This is a genomic window from Paenibacillus amylolyticus, from assembly GCF_003719335.1.
Taxonomy (GTDB): domain Bacteria; phylum Bacillota; class Bacilli; order Paenibacillales; family Paenibacillaceae; genus Paenibacillus; species Paenibacillus amylolyticus_D.
On the sequence record NZ_RIAS01000003.1, the window covers coordinates 61,225 to 77,877 of the forward strand.

General features: G+C 44.3%; 12 protein-coding genes and 1 pseudogene. 4 read left to right on the forward strand and 9 right to left on the reverse strand.

The window, feature by feature from the left end; translation table 11 throughout:
* Positions 1 to 156: 156 nt before the first annotated feature.
* The 3 genes from EC604_RS07070 to EC604_RS07080 are packed head-to-tail and all read left to right on the forward strand — an operon-like array spanning position 157 to position 1,804.
* On the forward strand, positions 157 to 1,038 hold the full coding sequence (locus tag EC604_RS07070) for an AraC family transcriptional regulator (protein WP_123063486.1): 882 nt from the start codon (positions 157 to 159) through the stop codon (positions 1,036 to 1,038).
* A gap of 32 nt (positions 1,039 to 1,070) precedes the next feature.
* Entirely contained in the window at positions 1,071 to 1,517 is a 447-nt protein-coding gene (locus EC604_RS07075; RefSeq protein WP_123063487.1) for a ribonuclease domain-containing protein, read from the forward strand.
* An 11-nt stretch (positions 1,518 to 1,528) separates the two neighbouring features.
* Positions 1,529 to 1,804 (forward strand): barstar family protein, encoded by a 276-nt coding sequence (locus tag EC604_RS07080; RefSeq protein ID WP_123063488.1) that lies wholly within the window; start codon positions 1,529 to 1,531, stop codon positions 1,802 to 1,804.
* Positions 1,805 to 1,961: 157 nt separating this feature from the next.
* Here the strand turns inward: EC604_RS07080 and EC604_RS30410 are convergent, their stop codons facing one another.
* From EC604_RS30410 to EC604_RS07120, 9 genes and pseudogenes are all read right to left on the reverse strand, one after another.
* On the reverse strand, positions 1,962 to 3,272 hold the full coding sequence (locus tag EC604_RS30410; RefSeq protein WP_429350823.1) for a carbohydrate-binding protein: 1,311 nt from the start codon (positions 3,270 to 3,272) through the stop codon (positions 1,962 to 1,964).
* A pseudogene (locus EC604_RS30960) lies at positions 3,263 to 3,602 on the reverse strand (hypothetical protein); the annotation flags it as partial. The pseudogene EC604_RS30960 and the gene EC604_RS30410, both read right to left, overlap by 10 nt.
* Before the next feature lie 88 nt (positions 3,603 to 3,690).
* A complete protein-coding gene (locus EC604_RS07090; RefSeq protein WP_123063490.1) occupies positions 3,691 to 4,611 on the reverse strand; it encodes a carbohydrate ABC transporter permease in 921 nt (306 codons plus the stop codon).
* 15 nt (positions 4,612 to 4,626) lie between these two features.
* Positions 4,627 to 5,568, reverse strand: a complete 942-nt coding sequence (locus tag EC604_RS07095; protein ID WP_240036724.1) for an ABC transporter permease — start codon at positions 5,566 to 5,568, stop codon at positions 4,627 to 4,629.
* Between the two features lie 158 nt (positions 5,569 to 5,726).
* Positions 5,727 to 7,406 carry an ABC transporter substrate-binding protein gene (locus tag EC604_RS07100; RefSeq protein WP_123063492.1) on the reverse strand — a complete coding sequence of 560 codons (1,680 nt, stop codon included), beginning with the start codon at positions 7,404 to 7,406 and terminating at the stop codon, positions 5,727 to 5,729.
* Positions 7,407 to 7,525: 119 nt separating this feature from the next.
* Positions 7,526 to 9,265: a sensor histidine kinase gene (locus EC604_RS07105; protein WP_123063493.1), complete on the reverse strand. Its 1,740-nt coding sequence runs from the start codon at positions 9,263 to 9,265 to the stop codon at positions 7,526 to 7,528.
* Positions 9,262 to 10,830 (reverse strand): response regulator transcription factor, encoded by a 1,569-nt coding sequence (locus EC604_RS07110; RefSeq protein WP_123063494.1) that lies wholly within the window; start codon positions 10,828 to 10,830, stop codon positions 9,262 to 9,264. Before EC604_RS07110 ends, EC604_RS07105 begins: the two co-directional genes overlap by 4 nt.
* Before the next feature lie 286 nt (positions 10,831 to 11,116).
* On the reverse strand, positions 11,117 to 13,438 hold the full coding sequence (locus EC604_RS07115; protein WP_123063495.1) for a glycoside hydrolase family 95 protein: 2,322 nt from the start codon (positions 13,436 to 13,438) through the stop codon (positions 11,117 to 11,119).
* A gap of 185 nt (positions 13,439 to 13,623) precedes the next feature.
* On the reverse strand, positions 13,624 to 15,612 hold the full coding sequence (locus EC604_RS07120; RefSeq protein ID WP_123063496.1) for a hypothetical protein: 1,989 nt from the start codon (positions 15,610 to 15,612) through the stop codon (positions 13,624 to 13,626).
* A gap of 157 nt (positions 15,613 to 15,769) precedes the next feature.
* Between EC604_RS07120 and EC604_RS07125 the strand changes: the two genes are divergently transcribed.
* The gene (locus EC604_RS07125; RefSeq protein ID WP_123063497.1) at positions 15,770 to 16,630 is read left to right on the forward strand and encodes an AraC family transcriptional regulator; all 861 of its coding nucleotides are present in this window, start codon (positions 15,770 to 15,772) and stop codon (positions 16,628 to 16,630) included.
* The last annotated feature ends 23 nt before the right edge of the window (positions 16,631 to 16,653 follow it).

Below are 16,653 nucleotides of genomic sequence, written 5' to 3' on the forward strand. Positions count from 1 at the left end.
CTTTGATATCTAATATTAGGGCATAACAAATAGAAAGCGTTTGCAATTCAAACGTTTTCATGATAGGATGATTACATTTTAAGTGAAACTAAGTCCAATTTCATTGCGTAGTTTGCATGTTTTATTGCGCCAAATGACAGGAGGTGCTTCTGCGATATGTCTTCTGATTATTTTTATGATGCGATCCAGCCAGAGCTGTTGTACCGTCACCCCCTAACAACTTACAGATACGATTCCCGTTATCACCGCCACAATGCGTATGAAATCTACATATTCCTGAAAGGAAATGTGCACTTCTATGTCGATCATCGTTGTTATCCCATGCAGCGCGGCGACTTGCTTGTCATTTCACCTGAGGAGATGCATCGGACACTTATTGTGGACGAGACTGAATATGAGCGAATCACGATTAACCTCAAGAAAACCTATGTCTGCCAGCTTTCCACGGTTTTAACGAATTTATTATCTTGTTTTGATCATCGTCCTGAAGGAAGTGGCAACATCATTCATCTGCATGAGGATCAGTTAAACCAACTTCTGTATTGGACCCGTCAGATTGAAGAATCAGCCGATTCTAATAAATATGGTTCAGATGTGCAGACCAATGCCGCCATGGCACAACTGCTTGTTCTGATCAACCAGTGGTTTCAGCATAATTCCTTTGTACCTCAAGATATCATGCCTGAACTAGTGTGCAGAACGATGGAATATATTGAAGAACACATCACACAACATATAACTCTTGGCGACTTAGCCGAACAATTTTATATGAATAGCACCTCGATCAGCCGACAATTTAAAAAGCATACCGGACTTACGCTTCGCTCCTACATTTTAGGTAGACGCATTGAACTTGCCAAAACACTCCTGTCAGATGGACTGAGTATCACAGATGTCTGCTTCCAGTCAGGTTTTAGTGACTATGCCAACTTCATTCGCAGCTTTACCAAAATCGTTGGAACCTCGCCAGGAAAATATACGAGATATCGGCAAGCCGAGGTTAGAATTGATTTGTTGCCGGAAACCGATTACCATTAAAAGCATTGTCATCATTAAAAGGAGATCAGAACATGCTTTTAAGAAAATGGTTGTATCCACTGTTCATTTTGCTTTCCGTATTGCTGGTTGCAGGATGCACCTCACAGTTCATTACCAATACCAATACCGGTTCTCACGCTGGTCAGCCCTCCAAAGAGATGGGATTTCAAGAGGTCGCCGATTATATCAAAGAGCATCATGAACTCCCGCCCAATTACATTACGAAAAAAGAGGCTCGTAAGCTGGGCTGGGAGCCTAGTGAAGGCAATCTGGATAAGGTAGCTCCGGGAAAGAGCATTGGCGGTGACGTATTCAGAAATCGCGAAGGGTTGCTTCCCAATAAAAAAGGTCGGATCTGGTATGAAGCGGATATCCATTATACTGGTGGAAAACGTGGAAGTGACCGGATTCTATATTCAAGTGACGGTTTAATCTATCAAACCACCGATCATTATAAGACCTTTCAACAGATCAAATAACGGAGGAACACATGAATATCATTCAGATCGACGGTCGTTACCTTCTTAATCGGGAATCACTCCATCAGTGGTTGCAGGATAAATTGCAATTGGACGAGCACTACGGACACAATCTGGATGCACTATGGGATGCCCTGACAGGTGAAGCCAACATGCCGCTGACGATCCGCTGGAGTCATTTTGATATAAGCAGAGAAAAGCTCGGTGATTATGCAGATCAGGTGGTTGATTTAATGCGCGAAGCAGAGCAAGAGATTGACGAATTCACATTAGAGTTATGGTCATAATAGAACAGGCTGCCTAAGGGCAGCCCGTTCTACTATCTTCTACTATCTTTTTTTAACTTCTTTTGACTTCTATTCACTTCTTTTCCTCGTTCTTCTCTTCCTTATATCTATACTTGCTCTTTAACTTCTTGCCTTGTTCTCTTTATTCACATCTGCCTTAAGGCTGCACAACAAATGTTGTTACACTTTGGGCTGGCAGATCTGCTGAGAATCCGTTTCCGGACATCTGCAGGGCAGAGCCAGCTGCCAGATTTCGTGTGCTGTCGGTTACCCAGGAGGATACAGCAGAGGCTGTTCCATTTTGCACGGTGAATCGCTGATTCACGCTTGAAGTGTTTTTGTTAATAGCCACGATAACGATCTTGTTATTCGCTCCCTTGTATGCAGATACATACACGCCGTTTGCCGGATTTTTGGTTGCATCTACTCTGACATCACCCGGACGTACGAATTTGGAGTAATGAGCCATACTGTAGCCACGTTTACTTATCGTTCCGTCTTCTTTAATCGGCCCATAATTTCTACGGATATACCACCATACATACGTCTGAAAATTACCTTCAACCATCGCGTTGTACATATGCTCCGCTACCCCGAGCGCTTCAGGCCAGCGATCTGCTGAATTAGTTTCACTGTTTGGATAGTAAACTTCCGTCATCCAAAGCTCTTTTCCTGCTCCCTTTTGTTCGAATAACGGATACGGAAAGTCGCTGTATTGTGTACCATACGTATGTGCCCCCAGAATATCCATATTCGCAAGGGCTTGCGGATCATTCAAAATAGGGTCCGACATGTTTTTCACATAAGAGAAGGATTCCGGGGCAATGACCCGATTGTTGATGGAACCCGCGTTTTCTTTCATGAAACGAAGCATTTCCTCTGGAGACCACCATGTCCAGTCATGTGCATAGTCCGGCTCGTTTTGTACGGAAATCGCGTACAAGTTCACGCCGTTATTTTTCATAAATGTATCAAATTCATTCAAATATTGAGCGTAAGCCTCGTACTTGTCGTACTTGAGTCGTTTGGCCTGTGTAATCTGTGTATATGCAGTTACGTTGATGTTATCGATGTTTGGTCCACCCGTTCCTGTAGTAACCAGCTTCAACGTGCTTGTGCCATTCACCATCGGTACCTGAATCGATTTGTCCTTCCATGTGTTTCCACTACCTGTAGCTTCAAATGGTATGTTACTAAGCGCTAATGTGCCGTTCACGTAGACATCCAGGTTGCTCGTTCCTGATGGAAGTGAATATCGAATTTTAATGTTTTTGGTGCCGGTGCTGCCAATCAGAATCGTATTCCACTGAACAGCCGAGCCACTCGCGTTTTGGAAAGAAACATAACCTGATCCTGTATATCCTGTAAAAGAACTCCCCGCTACTGCACCAGTCAACGTTGTCAAAGATTCAGCTTCATACGTTGAACCACCGCCCGAAGTAGTGCCCAGGGTGACCAGTTCCGTCATATCTGTTGGTGGATTCCAAGGAGATGCAAATACAATCGCACCATGCTCAATCGCCTTTTTCGCAGTCTCCACTTCCCGTAGCCAGTTGTTCCTGTTCTCATCAATCGGAATTCGTAGTACAGAAAATCCAAGCTGGTTAGGTCCATTGCCAAAGGCCGTCTCCCGCTCAGACGCAGTGAGATCACCAATCCAGCCGGAATGCGTCATACCTCCAAAACCCCGAATCACTTGTTTAGGTGCAGTTACATTAATTACAGCATCGTTTGCAGCAGACACTTTAGAAGAAACGGGTACGTAAAACAGAGGCAGTGCTGTCATAGCTGCAAGCATCGTACAGAGTGATTTTTTGATCAAAGCATTCACGATGTCTCATCTCCCGACAATTAAAATTCGAACACATCAACCTTAACCTTAACTTTTATCCCTTTACGCCTCCAATAGTCATACCTTGTACGAAATATTTCTGAAGGAACGGATAGACCATCAGGATTGGCACACTTGCTATTATGGTCATCGTTGCTCGAATGGAAGTCGGCGTCACGGCTACGCCGCTGTTCTCGGCAGCCTGATACACATCACTTGCTGATGAAGTTGCTGCTGTCGTAGAAGTTTGCAGAATCTTCATCAATTCATACTGCAGCGTGCTGAGTTCCTTATTGGAAGAGTTGTACAGGAAGACGTCAAACCAAGAGTTCCACTGACCGACTGCGACGAAAAGGGAAACGGTAGCCATGGCCGGAATCGTTAACGGCAGCACTACTCGAATAAATGTCGTAAATTCCCCGGCTCCGTCAATTCGGGCCGACTCCAGAATGCCTTCAGGCAAACCTTCAATAAAGGAACGAATGACAATCATATTGAACACACCGATGATACCCGGAATGATATAGACCCAGAAAGAGCCAATCAGGCCGAGATCACGGATCAACAGATAACCCGGAATCAGTCCTCCGCTGAAGTACATTGTGAAGACAAAAAACATCGTCACGAACTTACGAAGCACAAATTCCTGCCTGCTGAGTGTATAAGCAAGCATCGCCGTACAGAAAACAGACACGATCGTTCCGATAATTGTACGAAGCGCCGAGATCAGCGTGGCATGGTAGATGTCGGATTCTCCAAAAATATATTTGTAGTTATCCAGTGTCCACTCCCGAGGCCACAGATAAATACCTCCGCGAATCGCATCATTTGCATTATTCAGCGAAACAGCGATCATATTAATAAACGGATAAATTGTAACAATCATCAAACAGATCATGAAAGTGATATTAATGGCATCAAACGCCCGGTCCCCGGCACTGCTGTTCCGCAAGCGGGATGATTTTGCTTTTGGCATGGCCTAGGCCTCCTCTTAGAATAGTCTGCTTTCTCCCATTTTTTTGGCGATATAGTTGGCGGTAAAGAGGAAGATGAAGCTGACCACAGTTTTGAAAATCCCTGCCGCTGTACCCAAAGAGAAGTTCCCCATTCCCAAACCATACTTCAAAACAAAGATATCCAGGTTCTCTGAATAATCCATATTCATTCCGTTGCCCAGCAAATATTGAGGTTCGAACCCAGATTCGAGGATGCTTCCCATATTCATAATCAGCAAAATCACGATAACCGGCTTCAAACCAGGCAGTGTAATGTACAGCATACGTTTGAAACGACTGGCTCCGTCAATCTCAGCTGCCTCATACTGAGCAGGATCAATGGCTGTAATGGCCGCCAGATAGATGATCGTGTTCCAGCCGACGTCTTTCCATACTTCGGTGGCCCCAAGTATGCCCCAGAAATACTCCCCTTTGCCCATCCACAGCACTGGACTGTCTATCAAGTGCAGTTTCATAAGAATGAGGTTGATGATACCATCAGGTGAAAGTACAGTAAGCACAATACTTGAAGCAACAACCCAGGAGATAAAGTGAGGCAGGTAACTGACCGTTTGTACAAAACGTTTAAAAACGATATTTTTCAGCTCGTTTAACAGAAGTGCCAGCGTAATCGCTGTAACAAATCCGAGTACCAGCTTGATGGAACTCATCACCAGCGTATTTCGCAGCACCCGATAGAACGTATTATCTTCAAACAGGGTCTGGAAATGCTTCATTCCTACCCACTGCTGATCTGCGAAAGCTCTTGCCGGTTTGAAGTTCTGGAACGCCATCGTCCAGCCCCATAACGGCAAATATTTAAATACAAACGCCCAAATCACAAAAGGAATACACATAAATGCCAAGCTACGCTGCTGCAGCAGTCGTTTGTAGAAGCTGTTTCCTCGATCACCCTTTGGACGGGAAGCCCGTGGAATCGATTGAAGGGGTACGTTTGGTTCCTCCACGATGCAGATACTCCTTTCCCTTTTCTGTTATTCGTGCGCGGAGAAAGGTTGTTATAGAGGGCTGTGCCCCTTTTTCTCCAGCGCACGTAACAGTTTGTTTTATATTTTTTTATTTTTGTTGGATCGAATTACCACTTGCCAGCAACGCGATTTTGAATGACCTCAGTCATTTTTTTCTCGTAACCTGCTTTATCCAGCTTGCTGAATTCGGCCATGTAAGCATTCCAAATATTGTCGAAGTTTGAAGGTGCGCTCAGAATCATCTCAGGCAAATATTTGCGCTGTATATCATCTGATTTGGTGGTGAACACCTGTTCAGGTGAACCCTGCTCAAGAGCAATGGACCATGCAGGGAACCACGGACGCTCTTCCGGCTTGTTGAACAGTTCACTGAACGTTTCGATGCCATAAGCATCAAGGAATTTTTTATCTCCTTCGGTATATGTTGCTGCGACAACTTCCGGCTGATTACCTGGATTGTATGCGTTCCCATCAGACAGCGTGGATTCTGTACCATAACGCGGCCAGTCATTGGCGAAATAAGCAAAGCCGAATTTGCGGCTCAGTTCTACATCGTCATGCATTTTCCGCTGCTCATCATTGGCGTAATAGAAGCGGCCCTTTTCATCTACGCTGTATGTTTGATCCTTGATACCCCACTGCACGAGGATCTGATTCTCTTCTTTGAGCAAATTATCAAAATACTTGATGATCCGTTCAGGGTCTTTCGCATTCACGCTAATTCCGGTTGCATAGTTGTTTACAAAGCCAGGAGGATCAATGTATTGGTCTTTGATGTTTTTGTCAAAGACGATTGGCAGAGGTGCATACCGCTTCTCGTCAATGCCTGCCGCAAGCAAGTTATTGGTTGCATCTCCAACCTGCCATGCGTAGTTAAAATAACCGAGAACCCGACCCGAGGTCAGTTTCGCTAAATACTGATCCTTATTCATCGTGAATGATTCCGGATCAAGTAAACCTTTTGCGTTAATTTCATTCAGTTTTTTGATCCAGCGTTTCTGTTCTTCCGTGCCCGAAACCGTTCTTGCGACATGGGTTTTCATATCTACCATAACGCCGCCGTCGTTTGGATATCCTGCAAGGTGCATGGCCGGATTCTGCAGGGTGAAGAAGTTATTGGCTACACCAGCAAGCGACACAAAACCGATGGTTTCTGCTCCGTCAACCTTCGGATGCTTCTCTTTGTAATCCTCGATCAGATCAAAATATTCATCCAGCGTCGTAATTTTAGGATAGTTAAATTCCTTCAGTACAGAACGTTGAATCCAGAAAGCTCCTCCGCCAATGTTAGGACTGCCTGAATATTCGCCCTGGTTGGCTGTATAAGGCAGTGCATAAATTTTACCGTCTTCCGGGTTTCTCATTTTGTCGAAGTAAGGTCCATACACTTTCTTAATATTCGGACCGTATTTTTCGATCAGATCATCTAACGGAATGTAAGCTCCGGCATCCAGCAATTTGGACATTTCTCCGCTGGAGGCGATAACATCAGGATAGTCACCGCTCGCAATCATAACCCCTGCCTTTGTGGCACTGTCACCAACCAGATATTCCATTTTAAAGTCCACACCCGTCTGCTTCTGCAGCTCTTTACCAATCGCCGTTTCACTTGCCAAAATGTCCTTCTTGCCAGAAGAAAACATATAATACGAGAATGTGACAGGGCTGTTATCATCTTCTTTTCCTGTAGATGAGGCTCCTGGAGATGAGCTTCCAGACGAGCACCCAGCCAACAGGGATGCCAGCAATACGGCTAGTCCTGTCGTTTTCAAAAGCGGTTTTAACATGTGTTTTGTTCCCCCTTTTTAGTTAAACGATGTATGTAAGCATTTTCAATATATCAAGATAACGCTTTCATAGTTACCTACAAAACTGTACATTGTTCTTAAAAAAGTATATCGAACTATCATTCGCCTTCCGGCTCATCCCCATCCAGTGGAAGCCAGATTTGAATACATGTCCCCTTGTCTTCCTCTGATTGTATAGAAAAAGAGAATCGATCTTTGTAACAAAGTTTCAACCGGCTATAGGCATTTTTCATTCCTACATGCTCACCTATATCCATATTCTGTTCCAGATATCCTACCAATTCTTTCAATCTGGCTTCGGACATGCCAATACCGTTATCCTCCAGCCCGATATGAAGATTCTGACCCTCCAATTGAACAAATAGCCGAATAATTCCTTCACCCGGTGTAGATTCAATACCATGTATGCTCGCATTTTCCACAAACGGCAGGATGACCATTTTCGGAATTCGGTACTTTAATGCGGCAGGATCAGCCTCAATGTAATACTGAAGTTTTTCTCCAAAGCGATATTTCTGGATTTGCAAAAAGCTGTCGATTAGCTCCAATTCCTCCTTCACAGTCACGTCATGCTGATTCCAGCTAATGGACTTACGGAACATTTTGGCCATATGATGCACAATCTTAGCGGTCTCTTTCTCGCCCTTGATCAGGCTGCGCATCCGCACAGATTCAAGCGTGTTAAACAGGAAATGTGGATTAATCTGACTATGCAATGCATGAAGCTGCGCCTGCTGCTGTTTAAGCTCCAAATCTTTTTTTTGAATATCCGCAAGGTATACTTCATCAATCAGGTTCCGAATCGTCTCAGTCATCCGGTTGAATTCCGTTGTCAATTGACCAATCTCGTCCCTTGCATCTTCTGGAGGAATGGTCTGAAAATTTTGCGTTTTTACTTTTTTCATATGTTTGAGAATACGTACCAGTCTAACGTGAATGGATCGGGACATCGCCGCAATGATAATAGAAGGCAGCACAAAATTGATGCAGGCCAGCCAGACGACGAAGGATCGTGATTTACGAACTTCCTGTAACACAATTTCCTCGTCCATCACACCTTGCAGGGACCATCCTTCTAAATAGTTAATGCCAGAATAAACACGATCAAATCGAATCGTTTTATTAGGGAATTCCATCTCCCGGTATAGTTGTCCAACTGAAACATTCTCTGTTCTCGAATCATTCGAAAAGCGAATGTGCCCCCCCGGATCAACCAAATACACTTTGCCATCAAAGCCGCTGTTACGAAATTGCTCATGAAGTAGATCCATATTAAAGTCAATTTTGAGTAGCTGTTCGATACCACCCGTGTTCAGATTATTTAACCGCTGCACGAGACTTAACATCTGATCGGTTGCAATCAAAGTTGGATAAGGAACAACATTATCCTGTAATTGTTTGTACCAGCTACTGTTGCGAACCGCTTCATTTAAGTGTTCAATGTAGCCTGAGGACAAAATCGTTGGATTATCGGTATACACTTGGTACCAGCGAATGCCTTGACTCAGTTGACCGGAGAACTCTCCTTTGAGATAGGAGTTATATGCCCGAATATACTCCGAGTTACTTTCGAACGAACGAGATAACGTGTCATTAAATACAGGATCAGCATAGAGCGAATAAGACAGACCTACCCCTTGATCAATCGTCACACGCAATTCGTTCTTCAGGTTGTTTAACGCCATTCCGGCATCACGAGTTTTCTGGCTACGGATATTTGCTGTGGTTACTTGATAGAAAACGACATTCGTCACAACAATCGGGATGAACACGGATAACACGTACATCAGCAACAATTTATCCCGAAGCTTCATGTAATTCCATTTCCATCTAATCATTGGGCCCCCCGCTGTCCATCCTCTTTCAGAAGATTACGGTAGGCTGTTGGGGTCATATTGACGATTTTCTCAAACTGCGTCACAAAATAGTCCGCATTCTGAAAGCCGATCCGGGCTGCGACCTCATACATTCTCAGATCCGTCTGGCGGAGCAGCTTCTGTGCTTCTTGAACCCGAAGATTCAGCAGGTACTCATTAAAATACTGGTTGTAACTTTTGCGGAAAAGTCGACCAAGATAGACCGGATTCATATAGAACTGGGCCGCTATGCTTTTGAGACTGATATTCTCCATGTAATGGGAATCGATATATCGTTTGATCTTGTTAATATCTCCTTTGGACTGCTCCATCCGCAGCTGCGCAATATACTCCTCCGCTTCCTCCAATGCATCCAAAAATGCAAGTTTTAATAATCGCAAATTCCATCCATCCTGACCTTGTTCGGCTAATAACTTGAGTTTCTGCAACCCTGCATCCGTACCTCCCATTTCATGCACAACCGCGAGTATGCCCGTAATACAGCGAAGCAGGGAACCTGTAACAGCCTGAGTAGAAAACCGGCGAGAGTGAAACTTGTTGAACATATCTTGCACAATTTCATGACAAGCCCCGCGATTTCGCTCTTCCAGACTTAGGATCAGGGGATCAACCTCTTCCTGATTTATGTTAAATACGTATAACGCTCTATCCTTCACTTCTGTATAATGGATAACACTTCCTGATTCTGCGAATTTATGCTTGGATGCTTCCTCTGCTTCCGCGTAAGATCGAGGTGCATCGGTCATGTCATCTACCAATGTACCTGCATACAAGCCTACATCTGCGCCAAGATGGTCGCCGAGCATGTTTTGAATCCATTGAATTTTCTCAACTACACGTTGTTTTGGAGAGGGTTCCTTCAATAGAACAATCAAGGCAAATCTACCAAGCTGCTCCTCAATAACGTATAGGTTGAACCGATGATCTGCCAACGGATGAAGGATGTCATTAACCTGGTGAAGGGTCACTTTCCGATGCTCTGAACCTGTTTGTAGTTCAAACAGCACAATGATCAATGACGTCTGATGGTCAATACCTAACATCTCTGCGTATCGGATCTCATCTTCTTTTCGAATCTGTCCCTTGATCATGTCTTTTAACATAATTCGACTAGCCTGTCCTTCCTCCAAAAATGCATGTTTTCGCTTATTCTGGATCAGGTTAGCCGCCTTTTGCAGCGTTGCGGTCATTTCTTCGTCATCAATCGGCTTGAGGATGTAATCCTGAACACCGTACCTTATCGCTTGTTGTGCATATTTGAAATCATGGTAACCACTAATGATAATGATTACAGGCTCTAGCGTAGGTGACTTGTCGACAGCACGAATTAACTCGAGTCCATCCAAAATAGGCATTCGGATATCGGTAATAATGACATCGGGATGTAGACATTCCGCCTTATTCAGCGCCTCCAGCCCATTCTCTGCTTCCCCCGCAATCTCCATGCCGAGACTGTGCCAATCAATCAGTTCATGCATCCCTTTACGGATATACATCTCATCGTCGACCAGAAGTACTTTTAACATATTATCTGCCCCTTCCCTTCAAGCGAAATCGTTAAATAAAATCAACAAAAAACGGTATATTCCAATTATAATTAGAAACCGCTTACATTTCTGCAGTTATTTATACGCGATGGTTTCCATTCTATCGTTTGCCGTTTGCAAATTCATTGCACGAATCGCTGATTTTATTGCGCGAAAGTACAGCTAGCTGCTTCATAATATAAAAAAAGCGAAACGGAGTCGAGTCTAAACTCGGACGTTTCGCTTAAGAAATGGAGATGAAATTTACATTATATCCTCCTCCTAATCAAGAGGTCACCTTCCACTCTTTTCCTTGTAAAATAATTGAATCTTTTGCACTCTGGAAATCCAGTTCCATATGTTGATCCAGATAAGAAACGTGGACTTTACTTGCTTCGCATGCGCGTATGTTGGCATGAAGCAGCTTGCCTTCGGACCATTCTATATCGACTTCAAATCCGCCGCGTGCTCTCAACCCTCGAACTGAACCATTTGGCCATGCCTTTGGCAATGCAGGAAGTAAACGAATCTCGCCGCCGTGACTCTGGAGCAACATTTCGGCTATGCCCGCCGTACCTCCAAAGTTGCCATCAATCTGAAACGGAGGGTGATCGCAGAATAAATTGGGCAATGTCGAGGAGCGAAGCAGCTCCATAACGTTATCATGTGCATGTTCAGCCTGCTCCAGTCTAGCCCACATGTTCAGAATCCAAGCCCGGCTCCAGCCCGTGTGTCCCCCGCCATGTTGCAGTCTGCGATCCAGCGTAATCCGGGCGGCCTTCGCTAATTCAGGAGTCATTTTCGGGTTTATCTGTGATCCCGGATGGAGGGCAAACAAGTGTGATATGTGTCTATGGCCTGGTTCAAGTTCATCATAATCCTTGCTCCACTCTTGAATTTGTCCGTGTTTTCCCACAGCGATATCTGGAATGCGAGTTAATGCTTCTTGCAACTGTGATGCAAATTCCTGATCCTGTTGCAGAATGCATGTACTTTCGATACAGCGAGTGAACAGCTCCCGAATAATCTGGTTATCCATCGATGCCCCGTAACAAAGTGCACCCGACTCACCATTATCCAGTATGTAGATATTTTCCGGTGAGGATGAAGGACAAATCGTGAGATTCCCCTCAGGGTCTTGCACAAGAAAATCCAGAATAAACAAGGACGCCTCTTTCATCGTTTCGTACACTTTTTTCAAAAAATTCTTGTCTCTGCCGTATTCATAATGATCCCACAAGTGAAGAGACAACCATGCGCCGCCCATCGTCCAGAAGGTCGACGTTAGACATACATCCTGGGGAGCAGGATCTGCCCATATGTCAGAATTATGATGTGCTACAAATCCGCTGCAGCCATACATCTTACTTGCAGTTTCCCTTCCACGCACCTGTAATCGCTCGATAAAATCAAATAACGGGATGTGACACTCCGGCAGATTACAGCTCTCCGCTGGCCAATAGTTCATTTCTGTATTGATATTAATGGTGTATTTACTGTCCCATACCGGAAGCATATCTTTGTTCCATATACCCTGCAGATTGGCCGGTAACGAACCGGGCCGGCTGCTGGAGATTAACAAGTAACGCCCGAACTGAAAATACAGACTGACCAGTTCAGGGTCATCCTGACCTGCTCTAAGCCGCGCGAGTCGTTGATTCATCGGTAGATTCATATAACTGGTATCTGTGATTTCACCCTCCAGATGCAAGTCCATTCGTTTAAAGAGCGACTGATAGTCAGTGATATGATCCTGAAGCAACTGTTCATATGTCTTGGCAGAAGCCGCATCTATTCTTCGTAAACATTCCACCTCTAACTCTTCCTTGGCATAACGAAAATCGGTGCATGCTGCTATTAGCACGGTGGCTGAATCAGCATTTAACAGTGATAGCTGACCACCCGAATACTGAATCTCTCCTTGTTCATGCGTGACCCGAATCACACAGCAGAAACGGATTCCCCCTTCTCCCCCGCTTCTTCCCCGGATGATCATATCACCATTGCTGCGTTGTTCGATTCGATCAATCAAAGATTGGAATCCGACCGGATGTCTTAGCGCTCCCGATAACGGCGACCATTGTAACACGGAACCTCTGCCAAACAACGCTGTGAAAGATAACTCGCCTGGAACGCTGCTAGACAGACGAACTGCCATGACCTGATCAGGATAACTTGAAAAATATTCTCGCTTGTATTTGGTTTTGCCTGATGTATACTGAACGCGAGCAATTCCTTGTTCCAAATCAAGATATCTCTGGTACTCCGTTGCTCCCTCGTCTCCATGATGCATGGCCACGTAGAAATCACCAAGCGGCTCGTAATGCCGCTGTCCATCCGGCACTCCAACTAATGCAGTTAGTGCAAGTTCTTCTGCCTGCCGAATATGTCCACGAAACAGAAGTTCCCTTATGTTACCCAGTGATTGAAGTGCTTGCGGATTGCTCCGTTCCATCGGTCCGCCGTACCAAAGGCTATCTTCATTTAATTGCACTCTCTCTAGATGTGTTCTTCCAAATACCATACCACCGAGGGTTCCGTTTCCGATTGGCAAGGCTTCTTCCCACCGCTCCGCAGCGTGATCAAACCATAGTTGTTTTGAATTCATCCTACACCTCCGACAAGAAATGCATCGCGTTCGATGCTACAATCGCAATATATCGAGCTGATTCGAATTTGACTTACCATAACAGGTTACATGTTTAGTTTAATCGGTGAGTCGGCCGAGCTAAATGAATAAAACTAACCTAAAGCTTCACAATGTTAACCCGAATTGTAAAGGAATATTTTTATTTATTTCGTTAAATTGACATCATCCCATAGGTCACCAACAAGGCCTTCAATGATAGACCCGCTGGCCCACGGCATTAGACAAAACCAGGTACTTGCCGGCGAACCATCGGCATAAGTCTCTGTGACGAGCCCTTGCGAGTGACAAAAACGCTCGGACATCCATCCTTTTTTGCCAAAGTCATATTCATTATCCATACGATTATAGGTTTGACAGCCCCAAGCGACCGTATCCTTCATTCGTTGATGGATGTAGTCATCCTTACGTTGCTTAACATAATATAAAAGCTCATCGATCAAATTGCTGGACATAGGATGAATGTGCGGATTGGCTACAGAAGTGACACTTCCTCCTGAGCTCGACCATTTCAATGTACTCAGCGGCGGGATCTGCACAGGCGAGTTATAACAAAATTTGAAGCTGAACTCGTATTTGATGGCGTCTTTCATATGATCAAGGAACGTCTCCTCCCCAGTTAGTGCATGCAGGAAACGGAGAGCTTTGATATATGCTAGAATGCCTTCGGAATCCACTGCTTTGTCTGCATCAAGTGGCGCACCGTAACATTCCATCTGTTTCACATAGACAGTGTAATAATGTCTTTCACTCCGTCTCATTTCCTCCAAATCGGATGAATCATTGGTCAACCAGCTGTAATAAGCTTTCGCTGCAAGGCACCAGGCACCGCTGAAAGCGTCATATTCTAATCCCGCACCAGTGTGCTCGGACAGAATCGTCGGATACTCGCCATCCGCATTTTTACTATGCTCCAAACGAATTAATACTTGCTTCACATAATCCAACCATTCATTATGGGTGTTCTGTAGAATACGGTACTCATAGTCATAACATTTGAGGATATAAAACATGGCTTGTGCAACGAGATAGGATGAATGCCCCGGTGTACGCATACCGTCGAACCACCAGCCTTTAATACTCCAGATTCCATCCTGATAAGCATCATAAGGAAGTCCTGACTCGGGATTCATCGCATTTTCAATAATGTTTGTAATGCATGATAACGCTTGCTGACGCATAGGCTCATCGTTCTGACGTAATGCTGCAATCAGCATGGGGGCTGCAATAGTCATACCGTTCGTCCAGCTGATGGAAATAATCTTGTTATATCGGTAGCTCCCGCTTTCAGCGTCTTCATATACAAAAGTAGAATAGTGACGGTCTTCTGGAAGCCAGGCATAGTCACGAATGGCTGTGGACAAGTCGGATACGGCTTTCCGGATATCGCTTCCTCGCCGTGGATACTCATGGTATTTTTTATAGATTGACTCTATTGCAGAATTAATGCCCAACGGGGAAGATGATTCATAATCATATAATTCCATTATGAACTCCACCACTTCTCCTGCTGCCAGCTCGAAGACGTTCTCTGCCAAAGGTGCACGTTCATGCACAAGTCTTGACTTGATAAAAAGCAGCGGAGCGTTCTCATACCCTAAAGTGTAACCGACAGTACCTTTTTCTATTGAACAGGTGAAGCCAGCATACTGCAGAAAGTTTCCTTTCTGACCGGGATACCATGGTTTTTTCAGTCCAGTATGCTCGTTATTAAGCCAATATGGGCTTGCGCTAAGTCCGACAATTCGGCCTGTGTCATACACTAGGGCAGCCGGATGGGATAAACGATCACTTCGGACCATCCACCAAGGGGATGAAGGCCGGGAAGGGTGTCCTGTACGAATTCTTGGAAATTCGTTAGGTACATTTTGCGGCGCTTCTCCCCGATTATGTCCATAAATAAAAGCAGGCAAGAAAAATCTGGGTTGATGTTTGTCAAAACCTAGTTCGATATGAATCACACCGCTCCATCGCTGATTGCCCTCATTCTCAATTGTAACCTGCACCTGTCTCGGATCTTCGGACTTGTCTTTATCAGCAATCATATTCACCTCAGCCCGAAGTCTGTGCGTATCCAATTCGGTGTACACTGTTCCCTCCTGCCAACTGCTGCGTGCGGTAAAAATCAGCTCCATAGAATCCTCCAATTCTGTTTTCCTTATTCATTTCGAAAACGCTTGCAAATATTAAACCAAAATGTTAGGATGATAACATTTTATAGGTTCAAGTTTGCAATTTCATTGCTTAGATTGTGATATTTATTGCGTGGAACGATAAGGAGGTTCTCTTGATATGGATGAATCACTGGAGTATCAATATGATCCCATTCAGACAGATCTGCTGTATTTGCATCGTGTTACAACCTATAATATGGGTACATTCTACCATCGACATAATGGATATGAACTGTTTATTTTCCTTCGCGGCAATGTGAACTTCTATATTGAGAATCGGTGTTACCATCTTCAACGCGGTGATCTTATTGTACTAAGTCCAGAGGAAATGCATCGATCATTTGCACTAGATCAAGATGAATATGAACGAATCACAATCAATCTTCAAAAATCATATCTTCATCGTTTGTCCACATCATCTACTAACCTGTCCACCTGTTTTCATTATCGTCATAAAGACAACGGCAATATCGCGCATTTGAATGAAAAGGAGCTATCGCAGTTTCTCCATCTTACATCTCAGTTAGAGCAAATCTTGGTCTCCTCAGACTATGGTGCTGATATCATGAGAAATATGCTGGTAACCAAGATTCTTCTCATGACCAATCTGCTTTTTAAACATACGGATTTTGTGCCCACAGACATTATGCCTGATTTAGTTCGTAACACCATGGACTATATTGAAACACATCTGACAGATTCTCTCACACTGCAAGATTTATCAGAAAATCTATTCGCCAACAGCAGTTATATCAGTCGTCAATTCAAAAAGCACACCGGACTTACAATTCGAAACTATATTCTTACTCGCCGGATTGAGCTCGCCAAAAGTTGCCTGACTGAAGGCATGAGTATTACAGAGGTTTGTTATCAGTCTGGATTCGGCGATTATGCCAATTTTATTCGTACCTTTACCAAGCTGGTCGGAACATCGCCCGGTAAGTTTGCACGTAACCCTTCAGATCCAGAACTTAAATGATAGTTAAATAGCGAAAATGAGTG

Excerpts from the sequence above, each read along its gene's own strand:
- EC604_RS07075 (WP_123063487.1), top strand. The coding sequence starts at position 1,071 with ATGCTTTTAAGAAAATGGTTGTATCCACTGTTCATTTTGCTTTCCGTA.
- EC604_RS30410 (WP_429350823.1), bottom strand. The coding sequence starts at position 3,272 with ATGACGGAACTGGTCACCCTGGGCACTACTTCGGGCGGTGGTTCAACG.
- EC604_RS07105 (WP_123063493.1), bottom strand. The coding sequence starts at position 9,265 with ATGATTAGATGGAAATGGAATTACATGAAGCTTCGGGATAAATTGTTG.
- EC604_RS07125 (WP_123063497.1), top strand. The coding sequence starts at position 15,770 with ATGGATGAATCACTGGAGTATCAATATGATCCCATTCAGACAGATCTG.
- EC604_RS07070 (WP_123063486.1), top strand. The coding sequence starts at position 157 with ATGTCTTCTGATTATTTTTATGATGCGATCCAGCCAGAGCTGTTGTAC.
- EC604_RS07100 (WP_123063492.1), bottom strand. The coding sequence starts at position 7,406 with ATGTTAAAACCGCTTTTGAAAACGACAGGACTAGCCGTATTGCTGGCA.
- EC604_RS07080 (WP_123063488.1), top strand. The coding sequence starts at position 1,529 with ATGAATATCATTCAGATCGACGGTCGTTACCTTCTTAATCGGGAATCA.
- EC604_RS07110 (WP_123063494.1), bottom strand. The coding sequence starts at position 10,830 with ATGTTAAAAGTACTTCTGGTCGACGATGAGATGTATATCCGTAAAGGG.
- EC604_RS07115 (WP_123063495.1), bottom strand. The coding sequence starts at position 13,438 with ATGAATTCAAAACAACTATGGTTTGATCACGCTGCGGAGCGGTGGGAA.
- EC604_RS07090 (WP_123063490.1), bottom strand. The coding sequence starts at position 4,611 with ATGCCAAAAGCAAAATCATCCCGCTTGCGGAACAGCAGTGCCGGGGAC.
- EC604_RS07120 (WP_123063496.1), bottom strand. The coding sequence starts at position 15,612 with ATGGAGCTGATTTTTACCGCACGCAGCAGTTGGCAGGAGGGAACAGTG.